We start from the raw sequence: 23,074 nt of genomic DNA, 5'->3' as shown, positions 1-23,074 counted from the left end.
TTGTGTGGCTACTCGCCCATTAGGCTTTGTTCTAACCAAAGCGCTTTATTGGGGCTAAATCCGCCAGCAGCGAGTAGTTCCTGTTTACTTATGTGGCCACGTAGGTGTTCTATGATGGCAGATGTTGATCGATGATTAGCTTGTAACCAACAATCCTGCGGATGATATTCCCCTTGATTTTGTGCTACTCCATTTAACAACACCGGCGCAAAACGCCAAGCATGACCAGGTACATATTCGCCTTGCAACTCAATGTTATTGTCGCCTTGCGTTAAGCGTATTTGATGAAAGATGCCTGGTGATCCACCCAAACTAAAATCCACCTCAATCTGATGCTGCTTGCATGCGAGATTTAAGCTTAAGTGTTGATTGTCATGCTGCCCCTGGCATTTTGTAGAAGAGAGCTGCTTTGGTTCGCCGAGTTTATGGAGTAACCAAGATAGGGGATGGCTGGCTGTCTCTAAAAACCACTGTTCTAAGGTAAAGTTAAGTGGCAAGTTTACCTGTGAGCTTAAATGCGCCTTAACTGGTTGTTCGGGTTCCAACAAGCTATTGATAAGCTGGGCGCTTGCTAAGCAATTAAAGGCATAGTTCACCCATAGGCTTTGCGGCCAGCTCGATAAGGCCTGGGTTGCACTTAAGCCCATTAGTGGCTTTTCACAAATGATCGCGGTGTTCTTAAAATGCTCGATAAGCGTTAAATGCGAGGCTGCTGGGCTGGCAATAACCACTAAATCTACTGGTGGCAATTGGTTGATGTTATTGCAAGCTGCAGCAATGCCATGTTGCTTTGCAAGGTGCTGGGCTTTGTTTATGTCTAAATCAAGTAAGGCTTTAACCTCTACTTGGCTTTGCTGCAAAGCGCCTAAGTGTACTAAACCCCAGTTGCAGCCAATAATCGCTGCGCTGTTAATGGCGGGCGTGTTGTTGAAAAGCAATTTACGAAGTCCTAATTGTTAACTTTGGCGGCAACCACAATAAAGCGTGCGCCAGTAGAGCCAGCTTGCACAAAGTGACTTTGTCCAGGGTGAATACAGTGGGAGTCGCCAACTTTAAGGGTTTGGGTTTGCTGCTCCTCTCCTTCAACCACGGTAATAACAAGCTCCCCACTGAGCAGATAATAAAGCTCTTCGGTATGAGTATGCTGATGCAAACCGATACTGCCATTGGCTTCTAGGCTTGAATCCATCACCAGCTCTATACCACTGGCTAAAATGCCTTCGGCTTTGTCTGGCTCTTCACTGTAAATCCACGTGCCATCTAAACGTCCTTTGCCTTGCATGCCCGCGGGAGCTGAAGGATTAAGGTGGGCAGGTTGATAAACCACGGTAGCCATATGCTGTGCTTGTTTAAAACTATAGCCTTGGCCCTCGTAGAGAGGAGCATCACCGCCATGAAACTCTTGGTCAATAAATTGCCGAGATTTTGGTTTGGAGGTCATTCAATTATCCTAAATGTTTTGCTTAGTACTTTAATTAATGTTTTTTGCTCAACAATCTGATGTTTTAACAGTAACGCTAGGGCCGTTGCCATTCTCTTGATTGGTATATAAAACATGGCAATCAAAGAATACACTTTTATCGGCTAAATCATCAGAAAAGAAGATGTAAATTCGATTCAATGCAGTCGATTTGTCCACAAAAAAGGGAGCGGCATCATTATTGGCAATGATCGAAGGTAAGGCCACAGAATCTATATCCAACCATGCTTGCACTTGAGTATTCAGTTGCTGAAAGCTATCGCTGCCATCTACCGCAGGATAGCCTTGATAAACAGGAAGCTGAGTACCCAAATAGTCTATTTCGCTGTTGCCATTGGTTTTATTTTGCAAGGCTGCTTCACTATAGACCAAATGCAAGCCTTCTCTCATTGCTCCACCAATAGTTTCTAATGTGGCAGCTTTACTATCGAAGCGTAAGTTGAGGAATTTCGGCAATGCTACTACACCTAATATGGCTAAAATCACAATAACCATCACTAGCTCGATTAGGGTAAAACCGTTTTGTTTGGAGATAGCCAACATTGTGAATAATCAACCCTCTTTGCTTGGGCTTTAACATCATTACCTGTTTATTATAGGAAACCTAACAGTAGGAGGCGCTATGTTAGAACTTAGACCTTGTTGCGAGCACTGCGAAACACCCTTAGCAGCCAATGCAACCAACGCGATGATTTGCTCCTTTGAGTGCACTTTTTGTAAAGAATGTGTGGAAACCGTTTTAGCTAATGTTTGCCCAAATTGCGGTGGCGGGTTTTGTTCTAGGCCTATTCGGCCAGAAGCTGATTGGGTGAATGGCAATAACTTGAGCCATTACCCGGCGGGTAAGCGAGTGGTGATTAAAGCGGTAAACCTCAGTCAGCAAAAAAGTTTAATTGAGCGAGTAGGGACGCTAGCGCCAAATAAACGCTAGGGGCTGTTTACCTTTCGAGCTGATTTTTGCTGCAAAACATTGCAAGCTTTAGCGTGCAAAGCTTGCACAACGGCGAGAACTTTGGATAATGCCAGCCCTGTTCTACATTTAGAATGTCCCTGCAATATCTAGTCTGGAAATATCATGAGCGAGCAAGACCAAAACCAAGCACCTGAGGCTTCTCAAGAGCAAGTTGAAGATAAACGTCTTCGTAAAATTCGCAGCTTTGTTAAGCGCGAAGGCCGTTTAACTAAACGCCAAGAAAAGGCATTAACAGAGTTTTGGCCGCAAATGGGCTTAGACCACCAAGCCAGCAACTACTCACTGGCGGATGTGTTTGGTCGCGAGGCAAAAACCGTACTAGAAATTGGTTTTGGTATGGGAGCGTCTTTGGTAGAGATGGCCAAGGCCGCCCCAGAAACCAACTTTATTGGTATTGAAGTGCATCGCCCCGGAGTTGGCGCTTGCATGGCCGATGCTGTTGAAGCGGGCATTACTAACTTGCGCGTATTTGAACACGACGCAGTAGAAATACTGAATGACAGTATTCCAGACAATAGTTTAGATACTGTTCAATTATTTTTCCCAGACCCATGGCACAAAGCGCGTCACCACAAACGCCGTATAGTGCAACTTGAGTTTGTTGAAGTGCTACGCAAGAAGCTAAAGATTGGTGGTGTATTCCACATGGCGACAGACTGGGAAAACTACGCTGAGCACATGTTAGAAGTCATGCAAGCTGCACCGGGTTATAGCAATACCTCTGACACTAATGATTATGTGCCACGCCCAGAATGGCGCCCATTAACTAAATTTGAAAACCGCGGCCATCGCTTAGGCCACGGTGTGTGGGATTTGATATTCGCTCGCGAGTCTTAATTACCCGCTTAATCGGTAAAGCAATTGAGAAGGTCGTTTAGAAATAAACGGCCTTTTTTTGTTACCGCCCAATGCTGATCATGTTCATCTAATAGCTCTTGTTGCCTTGCCTCTTTAAGCGATGAGTCAAGCTTGCTAAGCGGCAAACCACTTAAGTTAATAAACTCAGCCTTGGGAATATCTTCAAACAAACGTAAGCGGTTTAAGAAATACTCAAAGGCTAAATCATCTTGCTCCACTGCCCAGTGCTTAAACATAAATTCGCGCTCTGGAGCTAAATAACCCTTAGGGTGTTTAACTTTTTCTGTTCGTATGATGGCTTGTTGAGTTAGGTCGCTTATTTTGCCGTGTGCGCCACAGCCAATGCCTAGGTAGTCGCCAAAACGCCAATAATTAAGATTGTGTTGTGAGCGGTCGCCATTTTTACAGTAGGCCGAGACTTCGTATTGCTCGAAGCCTGCTTGTTGCAGTAGCTGGTGGCCTTGCTCATAAATATCCCATAACAGATCCTCGTTGGGCAGTTTGGGAGGGCGAGAAGCAAAGGCGGTATTGGCTTCAATCGTTAGTTGATACCAAGATAAATGGCTTGGGCCAAGGGCAAACGCTTGCTGCAAGTCGCTCATAGCTTGCTCGAGGCTTTGATTTGGCAAGCCGTGCATTAAATCAAGGTTAATGCGTTTAAAACCGGCTTGCTGGGCAAACTCAAAGGCTTTGATGGCCTCGTCACCGCTGTGAATCCGGCCAAGCTTGGTGAGGTGCTCAGCTTGAAAGCTTTGTACGCCAATGGATAAGCGGTTTACCCCTGCTTGAAAATAACCCGCGAAGCGCTCTGCCTCGGCGGTACCGGGGTTGGCTTCCATGGTAACTTCGGTCTCAGGGCTTAAAACCAAGCGCTGTTTGATGCCTTGCAATAAATCGCTGATAGCTTGGGCAGACAGCAGGCTAGGGGTGCCTCCGCCAATGAAAATACTGTGCAAGGCTCGGCCATGTAAGGCCGGAAAGCGGGCTAAGTCTGCATCTAAGTCGGCCAGCAGGGCTTGTATGTAGTCGGCTTCAGGTAAGTCTTGTTTGAGGCCATGGGAGTTAAAATCGCAATAGGGGCATTTTTGCACGCACCAAGGCACGTGAACGTAAAGGCTAAGTGCTGGGCTAAGCCTTAGCATGCTTGCGCTTCCATTTGCGCCAACAACTGGCGTAACGCAATACCGCGATGGCTAAGGGCGTTTTTTTCTGCCTTGCTGATTTGAGCAGACGTTGCTTGATGTTGTTCAACCCAAAATACCGGGTCATAGCCAAAGCCGCCAGCACCATGAATTTCTTCGGTTATGCTACCGCGCCATTTACCGTGGCAAATTAGCGGCGCTGGGTCATCGGCATGGCGCAAGTAAACCAATACGCAGTGAAACTCTGCGCCGCGCTGGGCTGGCGGCACCTGCTTCATTGCGTCTAACAGTTTAAGCACGTTGTCATGGTCATTTGCATCTTCGCCAGCGTAGCGAGACGAGTATAAACCGGGGGCTCCATTTAAGTAGTCTACGGCTAAACCTGAATCGTCAGCAATGGCAGCGAGCCCAGTAATCTTAGCCGCGTGTCGGGCTTTAATAATGGCATTTTCCACAAAGGTGGTGCCGGTCTCGGCGGCGTCTTCTATGGCAAATTCACTTTGGGCAATAATTTGCTTGTTTAGTGGTTTAAGTAATTCCGAAAGCTCGGCCACTTTGCCGGGGTTGCCGGTGGCAAGTACAACTTTTTGCATACTGAGTCCTAGAGTAACAAGAGGCTGGTGTAGTTTAATCGAAGGGGCTGTGCTGAAACAGCCTTATCTAACAGCTAAGGCTGGGTATTTTAGATTGTTTAGGGGTTGTTGATCTTTGGTGTTGAAATTTTATTCGAGATAAGCGGGCTTTAATCGCGGCGAGCACTTAGAAGCCTAGTGGGCTAAGCGAGAAGTGTTCAACAAAGAGTAAAGTTCGTTTATCTGAACCCTTCGGGCAGCATTTCTTAGCCATTTATTCTGCGTTAGCGAACGATTATTAAGCCCACTTAACTTCACACTCACTGCCTTGCTTAAATGGCTAATAAATTGCTGTAAAAACCATCAGCAAAGATTAACAGCCCCTAATCTACGTAGAACTTCTGTTGAAACTCTAGCAGCTGTTGGCTTTTGCCATCATCAATAGTGAGCTTGAAACGAAAGGTCTCTTCGTTGCTGTGACGTAATTCGGCAATGTAGTAAATCGACTCGCCTTCGCGAATTTCTTTAAACTCTAGGTTTTTTTGATTACCAATTAAGTTACGCGCTGTTCCTGATATGTTTACTGCAACTGGAGTCTTGTTAGCCGATTTGCTGTCGAGCACGGTAATGTTAATCAGGCCGTTATATCGGCTACGCTGCAAACCGTAAATTTTGGCGACTTCCGCTGGAATAAAGGTGGAGTTAAAAGCCACATAGTGCACTTCATAGTTACCCAGTTGAGCTTTTTGTTCCGCCTGACTGGGTAGAGAAAATAGCATTATGCTGGCGATCAAGTTGACCAAGAAAAACTTACTCATGAGGGCGACCTTTTTTACATGCATGGTTTAAGTATAGAAAGATTCTGCGCGATAAAAGTTACAGCAAACCAGCGATTATCTCAGGGATTTGTTTTGGCTGAGCAATGCTAATGGTTTTGTGGCGACCTAGTTCTCCGCGAAGGATAGAGATTTGGGACTTGGCCACTTTACATTGTTTCGCTAAAAACTTGCTCAAGTGCTGATTGGCTTTTCCATCAACCGGTGGAGCAGTAATAGCGATTTTAAGCTCTTCACCGTGCAAGCCAATAATTGCATCACGGCTGGCTTTGGGTTGCACGTAAACCTGCAACAGCAGGTTTACGTCATCAAAGCTAACGGGCTTAGGCAATTACAAAGAGCTCCAGAATGGCACCCAACCAGCGATTAACAAATTAAGAAAGTTAAGCGCAATAAATAGCACCAATACAGATAAATCCAATCCTCCCATGGAAGGAAGAATTCGGCGGATCGGTGAAAGTAGCGGTTCAGTTAATTGGCCTAATACATACTCTATTGGGCTGCGACCTTGGCTTACCCAGCTTAGGATAGCGCGCAGTAACAACACCCAGAACAACAACATTCCTGCTTCTTTTAGGGTGCTAAACAAGGCGAGAATCGCTACCGCAGTTAAATCAAAACCGCCACGTAGCTGCATTAAAATAGCCCATTTGGCAAAGGATATGACTAATGCCAAGAACACTGCTGCCCAATCTACTCCAGCGAATCCTGGGATAACCCGGCGTAGCGGAACGACAATGGGGTTGGTTGCTTTAACCACAAATTGGCTAAGCGGGTTGTAAAAATCGGCGCGCGCCATTTGTAGCCACACACGCAGTAAAACCACCATCAAGTAGAGGTTGAATACAACTTCAATCAAGTAACTAAGCGCTTGCATAAGGTCCTCAGAATAATTTAAAACAAACTTTCCATTTCGCGTCCGCGTTCAACGGCGGCGTCCATGGCATTGGCGACTACTTTACGTAAGCCTTGCTCTTCAAAAACACGAATCGCCTCGGCAGTCGTTCCTCCCTTAGAAGTAACATTGGCCCGAAGTGTCGCTAAATCAAGGTCTGGATTAGCGGCAACCAGTTCGGCACTGCCTAAAGCTGATTGTTGAACCAAGCTTCGCGCTTGTTCAGGGCTAAAGCCTAGTTGCTCTGCCTGCTGCTGCATAGCTTCCATGAATAGGAAAAAGTAAGCGGGGGCACTGCCTGCTGCTGCAATGATATGGTTGATATCATCTTCGTTTGCCACCCAGCAGGTTTCACCTACTGCTTGCATTAGCTGCTCAGCGCTAGCAATTTGCTCTTCGCTTACATCTGCTGGAGCAAATAAACCCGTCATACCGCGGCCAACCAATGCAGGAGTATTAGGCATGGTGCGCACAATGGCAACCTGCTCGCCCAGTAAACCTTTCAAGCGTTTAACGCTGACACCTGCAGCAATAGAGACAAACAGTTTTCTGCTTAAGTCATTGCCTGCATCGGCAATGGCTTGGCAAACCACTGCCATAAGTTGCGGTTTTACCGCCAATACAATCACATCGCTTTGGGCAATGGCTTGATTGTTATCACCAGTTACATTTACTGAAAATTGCTGCTTAAGATTTTGCTGCTGCTCAGTATTAGGATCACTAGCGGTAATGTTGCTTGGGTTTGCGCCATTAGCGAGTAAGCCGCCAATCAAACTGCTGGCCATGTTACCACCGCCAATAAACGCAATTCGAGCTGTCATGTTCAATTTTCCTTATTATTGTTCTTATACCAATCGTACTAAGTCACTGTTCATTCTAGCTGGTTAAAATACTCGATAATTGCGTTAGCATTTTTGATTGTAGAATAACTACTTATCGAAAAATCCTGTCTTATTCTCGAGTATTTTTCCTGCGCTATTTCTGATCACTTACTTAGTGTGATTGGTATTAGTTTCGTTGGCCAAATATCGCGCTGCCCACCCTAACCATGGTACTGCCGTTATTGATTGCCATTTGCATGTCGCCACTCATCCCCATGGAAAGAGTATCAACACTAGAATATTGTTGCTGTAATTCGCTAAATTTTTGTTGCATGGCAGCAAATTGAGTTGCCAGTTCTTGGCCTTGCTCAAGCTTTTGCGGAATGGCCATTAAACCGCGCAAGGTTAAGGCTGGCTGTTTCGCAATGTGTGCAGCCAATGCAAAGACATCTTCCAGTAACACTCCAGATTTAGCCGGTTCTTGGCTAATATTGACTTGAATACACACTTGCAAGGGCGCCATATTGCTAGGACGCTGCGCTGCTAAGCGATCGGCAATTTTGGCCCGCTCTAGGGTTTGCATCCAATCAAAGTGCTCCGCCACAAGGCGAGTTTTGTTGGACTGCAAGGGGCCAATAAAGTGCCATTCTATGGGCTCTTTTAACCAGCTTTGCTGTTGGCTTTCGATGATTTTATCTACGCCTTCTTGCACATAGTTTTCACCAAAGCTGCGCTGGCCCGCCTGATAGGCGCTGGCAATATCACTCAAGGGTTTGGTTTTACTAACGGCTAACAAATCAACAGCATCTGCGGGGCGATGTGCTTTAGCTAACGCTTGCTGAATTTCTTGGTTAACAAATTGAAGTGCTTGGGTAATACTGCTCATAGACTCACATTGAGGAAACAATTAAATGGATGTTACTGAATTACTGGCCTTTAGTGTAAAACATAACGCGTCGGATCTACACCTATCTGCAGAATTGCCACCGATGATTCGGGTAGACGGCGAAGTACGTAAAATTAACGTACCGGCATTAGAGCACAAACAAGTTCATAGTCTGATCTACGACATTATGAACGATAAGCAACGTAAAGAGTATGAAGAAAACCTCGAGATTGACTTCTCGTTTGAGGTACCTGGTGTAGCGCGTTTTCGTGTGAACGCCTTCCAACAAAGCCGCGGCGCGGCAGCGGTATTTCGTACCATTCCTTCAGAAGTATTGAGTTTAGAGCAACTAGGTGCACCGGCCATTTTTAGGCAAATCGCTGAACACCCACGTGGTTTAGTGCTAGTAACTGGCCCAACTGGTTCAGGTAAATCAACCACATTGGCGGCGATGATCGATTACATTAATGAGCAGCGCCATGAGCACATCCTTACTATTGAAGACCCGATAGAATTTGTGCACAAAAACAAAAACTGTCTGATTAACCAACGTGAAGTGCACCGCGATACCCACAGCTTTAACAATGCGCTACGTTCAGCGCTTCGTGAAGACCCGGATATTATTCTGGTTGGTGAATTACGTGACTTAGAAACCATTCGTTTAGCACTCACCGCAGCCGAAACCGGTCACTTAGTATTTGGCACCTTGCACACCACCTCAGCAGCTAAAACCATTGACCGTGTGATTGACGTATTCCCAGCAGCAGAAAAAGACATGGTACGTTCCATGTTGTCGGAATCGCTGCGTGCGGTAATTGCTCAAACTCTGCTTAAAAAACTGGGCGGCGGACGAGTGGCTGCTCACGAGATCATGACTGGTATTCCAGCTATTCGTAACTTGATTCGTGAAGACAAAGTGGCGCAAATGTACTCGGTTATTCAAACCGGTATGGCGCACGGCATGCAGACCTTGGATCAAAACTTAAAAGAGTTAGTAAACCAAGGCATGGTGTCTTATGAAGACGCTAAACTTAAAGCTGCAGATCCGAATAACTTCTAGGAGGGTTTATGTTACTCGATGAGCTATTAAGCGACATGTCGGAGCGTAAAGCATCCGATTTGTATCTATCAGTTGGGGTGCCACCTAGCGCTAAAGTGAGTGGCCGTTTAATGCCACTGAATGAGCAAAAACTAATGCCAGAACATGTCATGGATATGCTAGCTGCCATTCGCACAGAGGCTCAGCTAGAAGCTTTTGTTACTGGTCGTGAGGCAAACTTTGCCATCGCTCGCCAAGGCTTGGGCCGTTACCGTGTGAGTGCTTTTTATCAACGCGAACAGCCAAGCATGGTAATTCGTCGTATTGAAACTGATATTCCAAGTTTTGAGCAGCTTCAGTTGCCGCAAATTCTCAAAGAAGTAGGTATGTCGAAACGTGGTTTGATTCTGTTTGTTGGTGCTACCGGTGCCGGTAAGTCAACCACTCAGGCCAGTATGATTGATTATCGTAATCACAATTCAAGTGGGCATATTCTTACCATTGAAGACCCGGTGGAATTTATGCACAAACATGCTGGCTGTATTGTTAATCAGCGTGAAGTGGGCATTGACACGCCATCGTTTGATGAAGCCTTGAAAAACTCATTGCGCCAAGCACCCGATGTGATTTTGATTGGTGAGATCCGTACTCGTGAGACCATGGAGTTTGCTTTGCAATTCTCTGAAACGGGTCACTTATGTATGGCTACCTTGCACGCCAACAATGCTAACCAAGCCCTAGACCGGATTATGCACTTGGTGCCAGAAGAGCGTCATCGCCAACTGTGTTTTGACTTATCATTCAACCTACGTGCGATTGTGGCTCAGCAGTTAGTGCCAACCAAAGATGGTAATGGCCGTCGCGGGGTATTTGAAATTTTACTTAATACACCTTTAGCCGCGGATCTAATTCGTAAAGGTGATATGCATAAGCTCAAAGAGTTAATGAGTAAATCTCGCGAGCAGGGCATGTTAACCTTTGACCAAAGTTTGTTTGAGTTGTTTGAAAGTGGCGTAATTGGCTATACCGAAGCTATTGCCCATGCTGATTCACCTAACGATCTTCGTTTGATGATTAAATTGCATGGCACCGAAAAATCGAATAATTTAGACAGCGGAATGTTAGACGGTGTTACCGTCGATTTTTAACTCTTGAAAGGAGCATTATGTTAGCGGTTATTTCACCAGCTAAAACCTTGGATTTTAGTTCTGAGTTAGCGAGTTACTCATCTTCTCGCCCTGAGCTGCTTGAGCATAGTGCCGAGCTAATCGATGTGGCTAGGCAGTTAAGCCCAGCCGACATCGCTAGCTTAATGAAAATTAGTGATAAGTTGGCAGGCTTAAACGCTGCCCGTTTTGCTGAATGGACCAAGGACTTACCAGAAGATTTGGCTCGCCCAGCGGTGTTTGCCTTTAAAGGTGATGTATACACGGGCTTAGATGCAGCCAGCTTAAGCGCTGAGCAATTAGACTATGCTCAGCAGCATTTGCGGATCTTGTCCGGCCTTTATGGTTTGTTGCGTCCCATGGATTTGATGATGGCTTATCGCTTAGAAATGGGAATTAAGCTTGCCAACGAAAGAGGGGCAAACCTGTATCAGTTTTGGGGCGAGATTATCACCGATAAACTGAATCAAGCCTTAGCCGAGCAGGGCGACAATATTCTGGTTAACTTAGCCTCTAATGAGTACTTTAAAGCGGTTAAACCCAAGCTTTTAAATGGTACGGTTATTACCCCAGTGTTTAAAGATCAAAAGAACGGTCAGTATAAGATCATTAGCTTTTACGCCAAAAAAGCCCGTGGCTTAATGGCTCGCTATATGTTCGATAAGCAGGTCACCAGCTTAGAACAACTGAGCCAGTTTGATTATCAAGGTTACTATTTTGATGAAGCTAGCTCGGATGCTAGCACTTTGGTCTTTTTACGTGACGAAGCGTAAGACCTAAGGCGGTTTACAGCCTGAGAAAGCCCCACTTAGTTGGGGCTTTTTTATGCGCATAATTGTTTACGGCGCAATCGAGGGAGATTAAGGCTTTTAGCCACTAAAACAAATCGTCTTTACTAGGCTTAGCTTTTCACTTATCAGTAAGGAAAGCTAATATGTTAGACGCAATCTTAGAACACTATTCACAGTATCTTTATCTAAGCGCTGAAGTGACTAAAACCAATGGGCAACATGTTAATGTGAGTGAGCTGTTCACGGTTAAATTTACCTTGCTCAATACCGCCCCAACCATTCGAAGCACCCGCCAAGCTAAAATAGTTTTTTTAAACCCGTACTTACAGATTATTAAGACTGACTATGCCGCACCTTGGGGGCCAGATAATGAAGCTTGGGATTCTATGGGTTTGAACTTTCGTCGAGATCTCAAGCCCGGAGAAAGTGCTAACTTAGAAGTTGAATTTGTAGCCCTTCGCTCGATGGACCGCCGTAGATTCATTGTGGAAGAACCCTATACTTCGGTGTCGGTTAAAGCGCCATTGGACGTGAATGAACTCTTTTTTACACATCAACAGTTTGAGTTTTCACATGACATTCGTCTTCGCTCACCTACAGATAGAGAGTAAGTGAAAAGTAAAACTATATGATGATTTTAGGCGATTTATAGTAAGGACTTGTAAAGCTTTTAACTTTTTATTCACTTGAGTTTTTGCTCCAGCCTTGTCAATATCACAAAAAAGCCTACATAGAATAGGTTTAATTGGTAAATGGGTGACTTATTTTTTACTCAAGGTAATCGACATGAATAGTCGAGTTAGGCCATATGGAGATAATATGAAAAATAAGATTGCAGTGGTATTAGCGCTAGTTGGCGCAGCTTCATTATCAGGGTGTTCAACTCCTCCTGAAGGAGATATTAGGGTTTTGTGTCCGATTATCGGTGGTGCCTTTGGCTCTGTTGCTGGTGGTGGTGGCATGGTTGCCGGTGTTATCGGTGGCGCGTTGGTTTGTTCTAATCCAGATTTAGACGGTGATGGTGTGGCTAATAGCGTTGATGAGTGCCCCGATACACCAGCAGGCGCAATAGTCGACGAACGCGGTTGCGAAATTGTCGAAGAAGTTGTTGTAGAAGAAGTGGTTGTTGTTGAGGAAGAGATTGTAGAAGAGGTGGTCGTGGTTGCTGCAGCAGCTGCAGTACTAATTCCTGAGTCTTGCGAACAATATGTCATGGTTGAAGATGACAAAGTGGTTGGCTTTGAACATATCTTATTTGGCTTCAACAAAGACGAATACGATGCTGATGAACAAGCTAAAGTTGATTGTATCGCTAAAACCGTTATAGCAAATGACTTAAAAATTGATGTAGCGGGTCATACCGACAACATTGGTAGTGATGAATACAATTATGAGCTTAGCAAACGCCGTGCACATAATGTTGGAGTTGCTTTACTTGCTGCAGGTGTAACCAGAGATGCAGCGGTTGAAGAAGGCAAAGGCATTGCTGCACCAATTGCTTCTAACGCTACCGAAGAAGGTCGCGCGCATAACCGCCGAGTAGAAGTGCGAGTTTATAACTAATACGACGTTATAACAGTCACAAAAAAGCCACGCACTGCGTGGCTTTCGTTTTAATTACTTGGCTATTTCTTCGCTTTTTTAGCTAGCTTCTTAGCGCGACCCTTAGCCTTTTTCTTGGCGGCTTTTTTAGCTTCCGCCGTTTTAGGTTTTTTCTTCTTAGCCGGTGGCGCTGCAACACGGTGAGTTGGACGTAAGCCATCAATTACTCGGCGTTTAATTGGCTCTTCGGTATAACGTTCTGCTTTGGCCAACGCTCCCATATCATGTGCTTCAACCAGGTTTACAGCCATGCCTTTGCGTCCTGCACGGGCGGTGCGGCCAATACGGTGAACATAAACATCAGGGGTACGTGGCATATCATAGTTAAATACATGGCTAATTTCAGGTACATCTAAACCTCGGGCAGCCACGTCGGTGGCGATGAGTATGTTTACCTCGCCCTCTCTAAAGGCTTGCATGGCTTGGTTGCGTTTATCTTGAGCCATTTCGCCACGCAAATAAGATGCTTTAATCTCATCGCTTTGTAGCTGTTCTGCTAAGGCATATAAACGCTCACGGGTTTTTACAAATACTACACAACGCTCAATCTCTTCGTTAAGCAGGTAGTGGCGCAATAATTGGTATTTATGGGCAGCATCATCACAGAAGTGCAAAATTTGTAGAATCTTAGCGCGCTCACGACGAGGTGGTTCTACTTCAATTTGCACCGGATCTTGCATTACTTTGTCGGCAAATCGCAATAATCCTGAGCCTTCTAAAGTGGCAGAAAACAAGGCGGTTTGACTACGCTCACTGGTAGCGTCGCTAATCGTTTCCATGTCTTTAATAAAGCCCATGTCTAACATTCGGTCGGCTTCGTCTAGAATCAATACCTCAATGGCTTGGGTATCAAACACCTTATAGGTGATGTACTCCATTAAGCGGCCAGGAGTGGCGATCACGATATCAATATTGCCTTTAAGCTGTTCAGCGTGAACATCGTATTTAACCCCACCTGTGATATCGATGGTAGTGAGTTTGGTGTGCGCTGTTGCTAAACGAGCCTGTTCGGCGACTTGCATGGCAAGCTCACGGGTAGGCGTCAGAATTAATACTCGACCGGGCCCGGCTTTACGGCGAGGGTAGTCCAACAAATGTTGAATCGCCGGCAGCAAAAAGCCTAGGGTTTTGCCTGTGCCAGTAGGCGCAGAAGCCAGTACATCTCGACCATCAAGCATGGCCGGAATGGTTTGCTGCTGAATAGTTGTGGCTTTTTGTAAGCTCATATCGCTTACTGCAGCTAGGATCTGCGGGTCTAGGTCGAGGTCTTCGAAGGTCATAAATCTACCAAGTTGTGAGGCGCCATCGACTTGAACCAAAAGCGCGGGTCATTTACATTCGCGGCATAGTATAGCGCCAAACAGAGGCAAGCAAGAAGTGATCGATCATAATCAGCGTCCTGGATTCACCTTTAAGCGGTTTCATGTGGCGCACGATCAATGTGCAATGAAGGTGGGTACCGACGGGATCTTATTAGCGGCGTGGCTTAACCTGGCAAATGCTAAGCGTATATTGGATGTAGGAACAGGCACCGGATTAATTAGCTTAATCATGGCTCAACGTGGTGAAGGCAAGCTCAGTATTGATGCCATTGATATTGACGCTGATGCCTGTGAGCAAGCTAAATTAAATGTGGCGAACTCTCCATGGGCAGGAACTATCAATGTAACTTTAAGCAGTATGCAAACTCACCAACCACCTTATGCCTATGATCTTATTGTTTCTAACCCGCCGTATTTTCCTGCCGGACAGCAATTCGATGAAAAGCGCCAGCTGGCTAGGCACAGTGGCTCGCTCAATGCCGAGCAGTTTTTTGCTGCCTTGAAAAAGTTATGCCATGCAAACACTGAATTAGCGTTAGTGCTACCGTGTGATGTAGCAGACTTGTGGCAACAGCATGCCTTAAGCAACAATTGGTGTTTAATACATCAAGCTGAGGTGCAATCACTCCCCAATAAACCAGCCATTCGTCGTTTGATGCGCTTCTCTCAACACGCTTCGTTATCACCTAAGCAAGAGCAAATCCTTATCTATCAGGAGGATAGAACTTACTCTAAACAATATGTTGAGTTGTGTAGAGAATTGTACTTAAAAATGTAGATTTGTTTACTGTTGAGTTGGATCAATTATCCTTTATGTAGATTTATTCACTGGTTTTATGTTTTAAAGCCATGCTATATACTTCACCGCTTAAAAATATAATCAATTGCAATCTACAACGGGGATAACACGTGACCAAACCTCTTGGATCATGGAATACAATCAGCTTAGGGATGATGGTTTTTGCCTTTTTTTTAGGCGCAGGTAATTTAATTTTTCCACCTATGGCAGGCATGTTAGCTGGCGACAATTTAGCGATGTCGATGCTTGGCTTTCTGGCCACTGCGGTAGGTTTGCCTTTACTGGGTTTATTAGCGATTGCTAAAGCCGGCGGGGGTATTGTTCACTTAGGTCGTTATTTGCCCAGTAAAGTCGCCAACTTTATTGCGCTTGCCATTTATTTGGTATTAGTTCCGATGTTCGGTATTCCCCGTACATGTTTGGTAGCTTACGAGCTTGGCTTGGTACCGCTGGTTGAAAGCGCTAGCCAACTCACTTTAATTGCTTACTCGTTGTTCTATTTTGTGGCGGCTTTGTTTTTTATTCTGCGCCGTGGCGGTTTAATCGATACTGTTGGCAAAATAATCACTCCTTTGTTGGTAATTTGTATTGCGGTTATCGGTGTAAGTGTATTTAGTAATCCTTTTGCAGAGATTGCTGAAGCACAAAAAGGCTTTGCTGACATGCCTTTTGGTCAAGGCTTTATCGACGGCTATAACACTATGGACGCACTTGCAGCATTGATGTTTGGTGTGTTGATGATAGATGCGCTTAACGGTAAGGGTGTAAGCGGTAAAGGCGAGCAATTTGGCTACTTGGTTAAGGCCAGCATTATAGCAGCAATTGGCCTAACCCTATTTTATGTAGTGCTGTTTTACTTAGGTGCTACCGCAACTGGCGTAGCGCCAGAGGCGCAAAATGGTGGCGAAATTATTGTTGCCTACGTAGCAGTATTGTTTGGCGCTAAAGGCCAACTATTGTTATCTACCATTGTAAGTTTAGCCTGTTTTACAACGGCTATTGGTGGTATCTCGTCGTTCTCAACTTACGTGAGTGATAACAGCAAGTTCTCTTATAAACTTACCGCTATTGTTACAGCCGCCTGCTGTGCATTAGTGGCTAACATTGGTTTGAACCAGCTGTTGGTGGTTTCTATTCCAATTCTTATTGGTATTTACCCGGTAGCAGTGGCATTGATTGCATTTAACCTGTTAGTGGATTGGTTTAATCGACCTCAAATGGCGGCTCGATTAATTATTGGTGTAGCGGCTATTTTTGGCGTGCTCGATGCAATCAAAGCAACTGGTGTGAACATGGAAGCCTTTAATGTATTACCGGGCTTCTCACAAGGTTTTGCTTGGCTGTTGCCTACTCTAGCCGCAGTATTGGTTAGTGTGTTTGCTCGCTCAAGTAAGCAAACAGTAGCCGAAACCGCATAAGTTTAATTAGCGCCAACAACAAGTTGGCGCTGCTTTTCTTTAGTAAAAACAACATAACAGGTTAATACCTGTTTTTTTTGATTTTCTCCTTGAGATCTTGACGCGCAATCCCTCGTATTCCCCCGCCACGCGCAATACCATAGCCCGCTAATTGTTCGATTGTTGCAATGCAAAATGGAGTTTGTCATGAAAGAAGTCCCATTTAGGTGGATTGATCGCTTTAATATTCACCTTACCTTGCAGGAAAAGTTTCTACTTATGTTCGCTTTTCCTATGTTGGCATTGCTCGCGATCTTATTGATTGTGTCTAGTAATGTAGAGCACCATTTGCAACAGCTTGATCAGCAACAAGCCCAGCTAGTAAACCAAATTATTCAAGCTGAGCCCGAGCAATTGCGTACTGTATTGTCAAAAGCTGGTTATGAATTACGTGGCAACCGAGTAAGCTCTCAGCATCAGCAAACGTCAATATTTACGCTGTTTTCGGGGCTGCAATACGCCAGCGTTGCAGCGATATTGTTTGTTGCCGGTTTACTGTTTTACTACGTAATGACCTTTATTGGTGGGGCAATGTATCAAATTCACAATGCATTGGACTTGCTAGCTAAGGGCGATTTAACCAATCGACTTAACTACTTTCCGGTGCGAGATGAGTTCAGCTCTATCGCCATTATTATCGATAAAGTGGCGGAACGAGAACACCAGCTGGTGAGCGAAACCAATGCCAGTAACGCGATGGTTAAAGATCTTTGCCATCAACTCAACCAAACCAGCGAGCAATGTAACAGCCTAAGTGTGCAACAGCAGGATCGGGTTGATTCCTTAGCTAGTGCCATTGAGCAAATGGTGGTAACCATTCGTAACGTGGCTGCTAATGCTAGCGACACTGCCGAGCAAACAGGCCAAGCTAATCAAGCCACCAGTGAAGGCCAGCAAAAGGTGGAGTTAACAGTAGAGGCGATTGACCACTTGATGGGGGACGTACAGCGTGCCGAGCAAGCGGTCACTCAATTGGAAAAGCGTACTCAAGATATCGGTGCGGTGGTGACCACCATTAACTCCATTTCTGTACAAACTAATCTTTTGGCATTAAATGCCGCCATTGAAGCGGCTCGAGCTGGTGAACAAGGTCGCGGTTTTGCGGTTGTGGCAGACGAGGTGCGCAGCCTAGCTGGGCGAGCTCAGCAAGCCACTGTAGAGATTCAATCGATGATTGAAGAACTACAATCTACCAGCCTTGGTTTAAGCTCAACGGTTAAAGAAAGCGTGCAGCGTGGTGAAACCAGTAAAGAAATGATGGGTGGTGTGCATCAAACCATCGCGGATATTCATCAGCGTACCGATACGGTTTCGGCAAAAATTTCAGAAATTGCCACGGCCTCGGAACAGCAAGGGGTCGTTGCTACGGGTATCTCGGATGATACACACCAGCTGCGCGACCAAACCGTGTTAGTCACCGAGTTAGTGCAAGGCTCCGATCAAGCCATTAAATCGCTGCTGGAGCGAGTAGAAGTTTTGGAGTTGTTAACTAAAGAGTTAACGGTGTAGGCCAATATTGTTGTTGCAGCTAGTGTGATGGCTTTAATCACATTAGCTCGTTTAGCAAAATTTGCAGGGCTTTAAGTATCTTTTAACTCTGCCAATTCCTGCTTTAACTGGCCACACCATTGTTGAATACGCTGGTCGCTTAATTCGTATTGATGTTCATCGTCTAGCGCTAAGCCATAAAAGAATTCGCCGTCTTCGGTGAGTGCTTTAGAGGCTTCAAACTCATAGCCTTGGTTTGGCCAAAAGCCTATAAAGTTAGCGCCAGAGGGCGCCAGTTGCTCAAACAATAATCCCATAGCATCCAAAAACCATTCGCTATAACCCACTTGGTCACCTAGGCCAAACAGTGCGATGGTTTTGTTCTTAAAATCAAGCCCTTCAAGGTTATCCCATACGGCTTCCCAATCTTCCTGTAATTCGCCATAATCCCAAGTAGAAATGCCAAGAATAAGCAGCGAATAGTCGTGCATTTGGCTTATGTCGCAATCTTTAATATTGAACATGTCGATATCATGGTCGGCAAATTCAGCGAGAATTTTCTCCGCTGCCATTTCGGTGTAACAGGTAGACGAGCCAAAGAACAGGCCAATGCGCATGTAAAACTTCCTTAAGCGTTGCAGTGTGCGCGGGCAGTTTATCAAAAGCGCTAACTAACACCAATAAACCAAGTGTTAGCCCGATTAATTAGTGAGAAATATGCCAAGCAAGCAAAGCAAACCTAAAGCCAGCGAGATTGATAATCCACATATCAATCGCTTTATTGAACAGTTGTGGTTTGAGCACAGCCTTGCAGAGAACACCCTTAATTCTTATCGCAATGATTTAAACCAGCTGGCGAGTTTTTTGTTGCAGAAAGAAGTCCCGCTAGAACAAGCTGAAGCCTTAGACTTGCAGGGCTTTATCGCTTATCGCTATGAGCAAGGGCAAAAGCCAGCAAGCGCAGCTAGACAACTTTCCACCCTGAAGCGTTTTTACCGCTTTTTAATTCAAGAAAAAAGCCGAGAAGATGATCCCTGCGCGCTGTTAGCACAACCTAAATTAGAGAAAAAACTACCGGGTACCCTAAGCGAAGCCGAGGTAGATGCCTTGCTAAATGAGCCGCAGCTGGATGATCCCATTCAACATCGTGACTTGGCCATGCTAGAAGTTTTATATGCCACTGGGTTGCGAGTGACCGAGTTAGTTAGCCTGCAAATAGAGCAAGTGAGCTTGCGCCAAGGTTTGGTAAGGGTTGTGGGTAAAGGTGGAAAAGAGCGCTTAGTTCCTTTGGGGGAGCAAGCGGTAGATGTATTAGAACGCTACTTAAAGCAAGCGAGACCATTGTTACTAAAACAAGAGAGCGATGTATTATTTCCAAGCTCACGTGGTAGCCAAATGACCCGGCAAACTTTTTGGCATCGAATTAAGCGCTATGCCAGCTTAGCAGGGATTAACAACCACTTATCACCGCATACCTTACGTCATGCTTTTGCCACTCACTTGCTTAACCACGGCGCTGATTTAAGGGTGGTGCAAATGTTATTGGGGCATAGTGATTTGTCTACAACTCAAATCTATACCCACGTAGCAAACGAGCGTTTACGCAGTGTTTACCAGCAACATCACCCGCGCGCTTAGGCGACCTACTAAGCAGTTTATAACTAAATTTTTTGCATTTACTGCCTATAGGCGGTAAGTTTTGCAAGCTTTTCACGGTCTGCTTGTATACCCCTAATTCGGAGAAAATTTAATGAAATTATCCAAGGCCTTATTGTTGTCGATGAGTTTATTCGGCCTAAGCTTAAACACTGCCTGGAGTGACGATGCCAGTGAGCAGCCTGAAACTAAGGTGGCTCAAGCAGACATGACCAACAAATTGGATACTACAAAAACCAAACAGGTGATTGAAGCGCGTTTGGGTGTAAAAGTAGATGCGGTAGCCGAAACGCCATTAGCTGGTATTTATGAAGTGGCCACCAGCCAGGGCATGTTTTATGTGAGCCAAGACGGTCGTTATTTAATTCAAGGCAGCTTGTTTGATTTAGTTAATCGAGTGAACCTAACGGATGCAAGCATGGCTAAGGTTCGAATTAAGCAGTTAGCTAGTTTTGAAAACGACATGATTGTATTCAAAGCAAAAGATGAAAAATACGTTGTGACAGTGTTTACCGATACCAGCTGTGGTTACTGTCGCAAGTTGCATAATGAAATGTACACTTACAAAGAAAAAAACCAGCAGACTCAAAAAGTTGAGACCTTAGCGGGTTATACCGATTTAGGCATTACTGTGCGTTACTTGGCCTTCCCACGCGGTGGAGTAGATTCTCCCGTTTATGGTGAAATGCAAAGCGTATGGTGTGCTGATGATAAAGCCGGTGCCATGAGTGCAGCTAAAAACGGCAGCTCTGTGGCCAAAGCCAGCTGTGACAACACGGTGCTTAAACAGTACCAGTTAGGTGAAGCGTTCGGTGTACGTGGTACGCCAGCTATGGTGCTAGAAGATGGCACTATGTTGCCGGGATATCGCCCACCGGCTGCCTTGTTAGAGTTTTTAGAGCGTAGCTAGCTTTCACTGCTGTAAATAGGCTCCTACTTTTGTTAAAAAGGGGAGCCTTTTTTATTTCACCATCCTAGAGAAACCAATACGTGTTATTACGCCGCCGCGAAAATCTCGATACCCAAGCGCTACCAGCCGAATGGCCAGAGCTAATAAAACAAGTTTATGTGCGACGCGGAGTAAAAACCGCGGCCGATGTTGAACGGCGCGCTCAAGCTCTTTTGCCATTTCAAGGTTTGCAAGGCATGGATGATGCGGTCAACTTACTTATAAGCAATCTGCAGCAACGAAAGAAGATCCTGATTGTTGGTGACTTTGATGCCGATGGTGCAACCAGCACTGCACTATTAATGGCTGGTTTGCCGCAGTTTGGCTTTCGGTCTGTAGATTTTTTAGTGCCTAACCGTTTTGAGTACGGCTATGGCTTAAGCCCAGAGATTGTAGAGCTAGCCGCAGCCAAAGGTGCTGAGCTTATTATTACCGTGGATAATGGCATTTCCAGTATCAATGGCGTTGATAAGGCGCAGTCTCTTGGTATTCCGGTACTTATCACCGATCACCACCTGCCTGGTGAGCAATTACCCAAAGCGGCGGCTATTGTTAATCCAAATCTGTCGGCCTGCGCGTTTCCTAGCAAAAATTTGGCTGGCGTAGGTGTAGCGTTTTACTTGCTTATGGCGCTGCGAAGCAAAATGCGTGAACAAGATTTATTTGCCCAGCAAGGCTTGGTAGAGCCCAATATTGCCAGTTTATTGGATTTGGTAGCGCTAGGTACTGTGGCGGATGTAGTGCCGCTAGACAGTAATAACCGAATTTTAGTTCACCAAGGGCTGCAGCGTATTCGAGCAGGTGCCTGTAGGCCCGGCATTCAAGCGCTTATTGAAGTGTCTGGCCGCAATAAAGCCAGTATGGTGGCCAGTGACTTAGGTTTTGCAATTGGTCCGCGCCTTAACGCGGTTGGCCGCTTAGACGATATGAGCTTAGGCATTCACTGTTTGCTTAGTGACGACATTCACCACGCCCGCCAATTGGCCAGTGAAATGGATAGCTTGAATAGTGAGCGCAAAGATATTGAAGCCAGTATGCAGCAAGAGGCCCAGCAAAGCGTGAGCAAGTTGAGTTTAGATACTCAAAGCCTGCCCAAAGCACTGTGTTTGTATCAGGCCGATTGGCATCAAGGCGTAGTAGGGCTAGTGGCTTCACGCATTAAAGAAAAATATTATCGCCCAGTGTTTGCTTTTGCTGATGGCGATAATGGCGAGGTAAAAGGCTCGGGGCGCTCGGTGGCTGGAGTGCATCTTCGTGATTTACTGGAACGTATAGATACCCAAAACCCAGGTTTAATTGCTAAATTTGGTGGCCATGCAATGGCTGCGGGTTTGTCTTTATCGCAATCGCGATTTAGCGAATTTCAAGCTTGTTTAGAAAACACCGCCAAAGATTTTATTGATGAAGAGTGCCTCACTCACACCTTACTTAGTGACGGGGAACTATCACCAGAGCAATTGGTGTTGGAGTTTGCCGAAATGCTGCGTGAATCGGGACCTTGGGGCCAAGGTTTTCCCGAGCCTTTGTTTGACGGTGAGTTTGAGCTCTGTGCGCAGCGAGTTGTGGGCGAAAAGCATTTAAAGATGAGTGTGAAGCTACCGGGCATGAGCCAAGAAGTGGATGCCATTGCTTTTAATGTGGATCGTAGCATTTGGCCAAATGCCAGCCTCAAGCATGTGCAACTGGTTTATAAGCTGGACGTAAATGAATTTAGAGGGCGGCGGAGCGTACAACTTATGGTTGAACATTTAGCCCCCTTATAAACCTTATAGGAGTAGATAGATGTCTGAATCACTGATTGTGGTATGCCCTAGTTGCCAAGCAGGCAATCGCTTACCTGTGGCGCGAGTTGCTGAGCAAGCCAAATGTGGCAAATGTAAGCAAGCCTTATTTAGTGGTGAGCCGATTGATGTTACCGAAACAAGCTTTAGTAAGCACCTTGGTGGCCAGTTACCGGTGGTTGTCGATTTTTGGGCATCGTGGTGTGGCCCTTGTAAAAGCATGGCACCGGCCTACCAGCAAGCTGCCCAGCAGTTTGCCCATCGTGCACAATTTTTAAAAGTGAATACCGAGGAGCAACAAGCGCTAGCGCAGCGTTATCAAATTCGTTCTATTCCTACTTTAATGGTATTCAAAAATGGCAAATTATTAAGCCAACAAGCGGGGGCTTTACCGGCTCAAGCAATGCAGCAGTGGCTTGAACAGCATATTTAGCTAAATCCAATATCTTTAAAACTTTAGGGCTTATTCTTAGCGCTAAAGTTTTTGCTCTATCCTTCGCATTTTCTACAGCCTAATATTGTGTTGCTTACTCAAATAGAGATAATCCAAAAAGTTATGTT

26 protein-coding genes are annotated in these 23,074 nt (G+C 45.4%); 14 read left to right on the top strand and 12 right to left on the bottom strand.

Annotated elements, in window-relative coordinates:
* Positions 1 to 8: 8 nt before the first annotated feature.
* The 3 genes from K5620_RS16825 to K5620_RS16815 are packed head-to-tail and all read right to left on the bottom strand — an operon-like array spanning position 9 to position 2,023.
* Positions 9 to 938, bottom strand: coding sequence for a Gfo/Idh/MocA family oxidoreductase (locus K5620_RS16825; protein WP_016401383.1), 930 nt, complete (start codon positions 936 to 938; stop codon positions 9 to 11).
* An 11-nt stretch (positions 939 to 949) separates the two neighbouring features.
* A complete protein-coding gene (locus K5620_RS16820; RefSeq protein ID WP_016401382.1) occupies positions 950 to 1,441 on the bottom strand; it encodes a cupin domain-containing protein in 492 nt (163 codons plus the stop codon).
* Between the two features lie 48 nt (positions 1,442 to 1,489).
* Positions 1,490 to 2,023: a type II secretion system protein gene (locus K5620_RS16815; protein WP_016401381.1), complete on the bottom strand. Its 534-nt coding sequence runs from the start codon at positions 2,021 to 2,023 to the stop codon at positions 1,490 to 1,492.
* A gap of 79 nt (positions 2,024 to 2,102) precedes the next feature.
* On the opposite strand from K5620_RS16815, the gene K5620_RS16810 reads away from it, so the two are divergent.
* Entirely contained in the window at positions 2,103 to 2,411 is a 309-nt protein-coding gene (locus K5620_RS16810) for a DUF1272 domain-containing protein (protein ID WP_016401380.1), read from the top strand.
* 144 nt (positions 2,412 to 2,555) lie between these two features.
* Positions 2,556 to 3,290 (top strand): tRNA (guanosine(46)-N7)-methyltransferase TrmB, encoded by a 735-nt coding sequence (trmB, locus tag K5620_RS16805; protein ID WP_016401379.1) that lies wholly within the window; start codon positions 2,556 to 2,558, stop codon positions 3,288 to 3,290.
* A gap of 8 nt (positions 3,291 to 3,298) precedes the next feature.
* On the opposite strand, the gene hemW is transcribed toward trmB, so the two are convergent.
* The 7 genes from hemW to K5620_RS16770 all read right to left on the bottom strand — a co-directional run bounded on the left by hemW (position 3,299) and on the right by K5620_RS16770 (position 8,463).
* Positions 3,299 to 4,453, bottom strand: a complete 1,155-nt coding sequence (gene hemW, locus K5620_RS16800; RefSeq protein WP_016401378.1) for a radical SAM family heme chaperone HemW — start codon at positions 4,451 to 4,453, stop codon at positions 3,299 to 3,301.
* Positions 4,447 to 5,046, bottom strand: coding sequence for an RdgB/HAM1 family non-canonical purine NTP pyrophosphatase (gene rdgB / locus K5620_RS16795; RefSeq protein ID WP_016401377.1), 600 nt, complete (start codon positions 5,044 to 5,046; stop codon positions 4,447 to 4,449). Before rdgB ends, hemW begins: the two co-directional genes overlap by 7 nt.
* Positions 5,047 to 5,408: 362 nt before the next feature.
* Positions 5,409 to 5,843 (bottom strand): DUF4426 domain-containing protein, encoded by a 435-nt coding sequence (locus K5620_RS16790; protein WP_016401376.1) that lies wholly within the window; start codon positions 5,841 to 5,843, stop codon positions 5,409 to 5,411.
* Positions 5,844 to 5,901: 58 nt separating this feature from the next.
* On the bottom strand, positions 5,902 to 6,192 hold the full coding sequence (yggU, locus tag K5620_RS16785) for a DUF167 family protein YggU (RefSeq protein ID WP_016401375.1): 291 nt from the start codon (positions 6,190 to 6,192) through the stop codon (positions 5,902 to 5,904).
* Complete coding sequence (locus tag K5620_RS16780; protein ID WP_016401374.1) at positions 6,193 to 6,738, bottom strand: YggT family protein; 546 nt, start codon at positions 6,736 to 6,738, stop codon at positions 6,193 to 6,195.
* A gap of 17 nt (positions 6,739 to 6,755) precedes the next feature.
* Positions 6,756 to 7,577: a pyrroline-5-carboxylate reductase gene (proC, locus tag K5620_RS16775; RefSeq protein WP_016401373.1), complete on the bottom strand. Its 822-nt coding sequence runs from the start codon at positions 7,575 to 7,577 to the stop codon at positions 6,756 to 6,758.
* A gap of 187 nt (positions 7,578 to 7,764) precedes the next feature.
* On the bottom strand, positions 7,765 to 8,463 hold the full coding sequence (locus K5620_RS16770; RefSeq protein WP_016401372.1) for a YggS family pyridoxal phosphate-dependent enzyme: 699 nt from the start codon (positions 8,461 to 8,463) through the stop codon (positions 7,765 to 7,767).
* 25 nt (positions 8,464 to 8,488) lie between these two features.
* On the opposite strand from K5620_RS16770, the gene K5620_RS16765 reads away from it, so the two are divergent.
* The 5 genes from K5620_RS16765 (at position 8,489) to K5620_RS21840 (ending at position 13,022) form a co-directional block, all read left to right on the top strand.
* The gene (locus K5620_RS16765) at positions 8,489 to 9,523 is read left to right on the top strand and encodes a type IV pilus twitching motility protein PilT (RefSeq protein ID WP_016401371.1); all 1,035 of its coding nucleotides are present in this window, start codon (positions 8,489 to 8,491) and stop codon (positions 9,521 to 9,523) included.
* Positions 9,524 to 9,531: 8 nt separating this feature from the next.
* Positions 9,532 to 10,650, top strand: coding sequence for a PilT/PilU family type 4a pilus ATPase (locus K5620_RS16760; RefSeq protein WP_016401370.1), 1,119 nt, complete (start codon positions 9,532 to 9,534; stop codon positions 10,648 to 10,650).
* Positions 10,651 to 10,667: 17 nt separating this feature from the next.
* Positions 10,668 to 11,441, top strand: a complete 774-nt coding sequence (gene yaaA, locus K5620_RS16755; protein ID WP_016401369.1) for a peroxide stress protein YaaA — start codon at positions 10,668 to 10,670, stop codon at positions 11,439 to 11,441.
* Between the two features lie 161 nt (positions 11,442 to 11,602).
* A complete protein-coding gene (locus tag K5620_RS16750) occupies positions 11,603 to 12,070 on the top strand; it encodes a hypothetical protein (protein WP_016401368.1) in 468 nt (155 codons plus the stop codon).
* A gap of 208 nt (positions 12,071 to 12,278) precedes the next feature.
* The gene (locus tag K5620_RS21840; RefSeq protein WP_016401367.1) at positions 12,279 to 13,022 is read left to right on the top strand and encodes an OmpA family protein; all 744 of its coding nucleotides are present in this window, start codon (positions 12,279 to 12,281) and stop codon (positions 13,020 to 13,022) included.
* A gap of 62 nt (positions 13,023 to 13,084) precedes the next feature.
* On the opposite strand, the gene srmB is transcribed toward K5620_RS21840, so the two are convergent.
* The gene (srmB, locus tag K5620_RS16740; RefSeq protein ID WP_016401366.1) at positions 13,085 to 14,341 is read right to left on the bottom strand and encodes an ATP-dependent RNA helicase SrmB; all 1,257 of its coding nucleotides are present in this window, start codon (positions 14,339 to 14,341) and stop codon (positions 13,085 to 13,087) included.
* Between the two features lie 97 nt (positions 14,342 to 14,438).
* Here srmB and K5620_RS16735 point away from each other — a divergent pair, with 97 nt between their 5' ends.
* The 3 genes from K5620_RS16735 to K5620_RS16725 all read left to right on the top strand — a co-directional run bounded on the left by K5620_RS16735 (position 14,439) and on the right by K5620_RS16725 (position 18,148).
* A complete protein-coding gene (locus K5620_RS16735) occupies positions 14,439 to 15,161 on the top strand; it encodes a tRNA1(Val) (adenine(37)-N6)-methyltransferase (protein WP_215426378.1) in 723 nt (240 codons plus the stop codon).
* A gap of 131 nt (positions 15,162 to 15,292) precedes the next feature.
* A complete protein-coding gene (gene brnQ, locus K5620_RS16730) occupies positions 15,293 to 16,600 on the top strand; it encodes a branched-chain amino acid transport system II carrier protein (RefSeq protein ID WP_215426377.1) in 1,308 nt (435 codons plus the stop codon).
* Positions 16,601 to 16,786: 186 nt separating this feature from the next.
* Positions 16,787 to 18,148, top strand: a complete 1,362-nt coding sequence (locus K5620_RS16725) for a methyl-accepting chemotaxis protein (RefSeq protein ID WP_016401363.1) — start codon at positions 16,787 to 16,789, stop codon at positions 18,146 to 18,148.
* A gap of 71 nt (positions 18,149 to 18,219) precedes the next feature.
* On the opposite strand, the gene fldB is transcribed toward K5620_RS16725, so the two are convergent.
* Positions 18,220 to 18,744, bottom strand: a complete 525-nt coding sequence (fldB, locus tag K5620_RS16720; protein ID WP_016401362.1) for a flavodoxin FldB — start codon at positions 18,742 to 18,744, stop codon at positions 18,220 to 18,222.
* A gap of 100 nt (positions 18,745 to 18,844) precedes the next feature.
* Here fldB and xerD point away from each other — a divergent pair, with 100 nt between their 5' ends.
* The 4 genes from xerD to trxC all read left to right on the top strand — a co-directional run bounded on the left by xerD (position 18,845) and on the right by trxC (position 22,946).
* A complete protein-coding gene (xerD, locus tag K5620_RS16715; RefSeq protein ID WP_016401361.1) occupies positions 18,845 to 19,765 on the top strand; it encodes a site-specific tyrosine recombinase XerD in 921 nt (306 codons plus the stop codon).
* A gap of 112 nt (positions 19,766 to 19,877) precedes the next feature.
* A complete protein-coding gene (locus K5620_RS16710) occupies positions 19,878 to 20,693 on the top strand; it encodes a thioredoxin fold domain-containing protein (protein WP_016401360.1) in 816 nt (271 codons plus the stop codon).
* Positions 20,694 to 20,773: 80 nt separating this feature from the next.
* Entirely contained in the window at positions 20,774 to 22,495 is a 1,722-nt protein-coding gene (gene recJ / locus K5620_RS16705; RefSeq protein ID WP_016401359.1) for a single-stranded-DNA-specific exonuclease RecJ, read from the top strand.
* A gap of 19 nt (positions 22,496 to 22,514) precedes the next feature.
* Positions 22,515 to 22,946: a thioredoxin TrxC gene (gene trxC / locus K5620_RS16700; protein WP_016401358.1), complete on the top strand. Its 432-nt coding sequence runs from the start codon at positions 22,515 to 22,517 to the stop codon at positions 22,944 to 22,946.
* Positions 22,947 to 23,074 lie beyond the last annotated feature (128 nt).

The sequence above is a fragment of the Agarivorans albus genome (assembly GCF_019670105.1).
GTDB classification, from domain to species: domain Bacteria; phylum Pseudomonadota; class Gammaproteobacteria; order Enterobacterales; family Celerinatantimonadaceae; genus Agarivorans; species Agarivorans albus.
This window is presented reverse-complemented; position numbering and strand designations above follow the sequence as displayed.

Bases quoted from the DNA above. Each gene is read 5' to 3' on its own strand.
- K5620_RS16710 (WP_016401360.1), top strand. From the start codon at position 19,878: ATGAAATTATCCAAGGCCTTATTGTTGTCGATGAGTTTATTCGGCCTA.
- trmB (WP_016401379.1), top strand. From the start codon at position 2,556: ATGAGCGAGCAAGACCAAAACCAAGCACCTGAGGCTTCTCAAGAGCAA.
- yaaA (WP_016401369.1), top strand. From the start codon at position 10,668: ATGTTAGCGGTTATTTCACCAGCTAAAACCTTGGATTTTAGTTCTGAG.
- K5620_RS16820 (WP_016401382.1), bottom strand. From the start codon at position 1,441: ATGACCTCCAAACCAAAATCTCGGCAATTTATTGACCAAGAGTTTCAT.
- K5620_RS16770 (WP_016401372.1), bottom strand. From the start codon at position 8,463: ATGAGCAGTATTACCCAAGCACTTCAATTTGTTAACCAAGAAATTCAG.
- hemW (WP_016401378.1), bottom strand. From the start codon at position 4,453: ATGCTAAGGCTTAGCCCAGCACTTAGCCTTTACGTTCACGTGCCTTGG.
- K5620_RS16725 (WP_016401363.1), top strand. From the start codon at position 16,787: ATGAAAGAAGTCCCATTTAGGTGGATTGATCGCTTTAATATTCACCTT.
- K5620_RS16750 (WP_016401368.1), top strand. From the start codon at position 11,603: ATGTTAGACGCAATCTTAGAACACTATTCACAGTATCTTTATCTAAGC.
- rdgB (WP_016401377.1), bottom strand. From the start codon at position 5,046: ATGCAAAAAGTTGTACTTGCCACCGGCAACCCCGGCAAAGTGGCCGAG.
- fldB (WP_016401362.1), bottom strand. From the start codon at position 18,744: ATGCGCATTGGCCTGTTCTTTGGCTCGTCTACCTGTTACACCGAAATG.
- K5620_RS21840 (WP_016401367.1), top strand. From the start codon at position 12,279: ATGAAAAATAAGATTGCAGTGGTATTAGCGCTAGTTGGCGCAGCTTCA.
- K5620_RS16780 (WP_016401374.1), bottom strand. From the start codon at position 6,738: ATGCAAGCGCTTAGTTACTTGATTGAAGTTGTATTCAACCTCTACTTG.
- K5620_RS16790 (WP_016401376.1), bottom strand. From the start codon at position 5,843: ATGAGTAAGTTTTTCTTGGTCAACTTGATCGCCAGCATAATGCTATTT.
- srmB (WP_016401366.1), bottom strand. From the start codon at position 14,341: ATGACCTTCGAAGACCTCGACCTAGACCCGCAGATCCTAGCTGCAGTA.
- K5620_RS16810 (WP_016401380.1), top strand. From the start codon at position 2,103: ATGTTAGAACTTAGACCTTGTTGCGAGCACTGCGAAACACCCTTAGCA.
- K5620_RS16815 (WP_016401381.1), bottom strand. From the start codon at position 2,023: ATGTTGGCTATCTCCAAACAAAACGGTTTTACCCTAATCGAGCTAGTG.
- K5620_RS16760 (WP_016401370.1), top strand. From the start codon at position 9,532: ATGTTACTCGATGAGCTATTAAGCGACATGTCGGAGCGTAAAGCATCC.
- K5620_RS16765 (WP_016401371.1), top strand. From the start codon at position 8,489: ATGGATGTTACTGAATTACTGGCCTTTAGTGTAAAACATAACGCGTCG.
- trxC (WP_016401358.1), top strand. From the start codon at position 22,515: ATGTCTGAATCACTGATTGTGGTATGCCCTAGTTGCCAAGCAGGCAAT.
- proC (WP_016401373.1), bottom strand. From the start codon at position 7,577: ATGACAGCTCGAATTGCGTTTATTGGCGGTGGTAACATGGCCAGCAGT.
- xerD (WP_016401361.1), top strand. From the start codon at position 18,845: ATGCCAAGCAAGCAAAGCAAACCTAAAGCCAGCGAGATTGATAATCCA.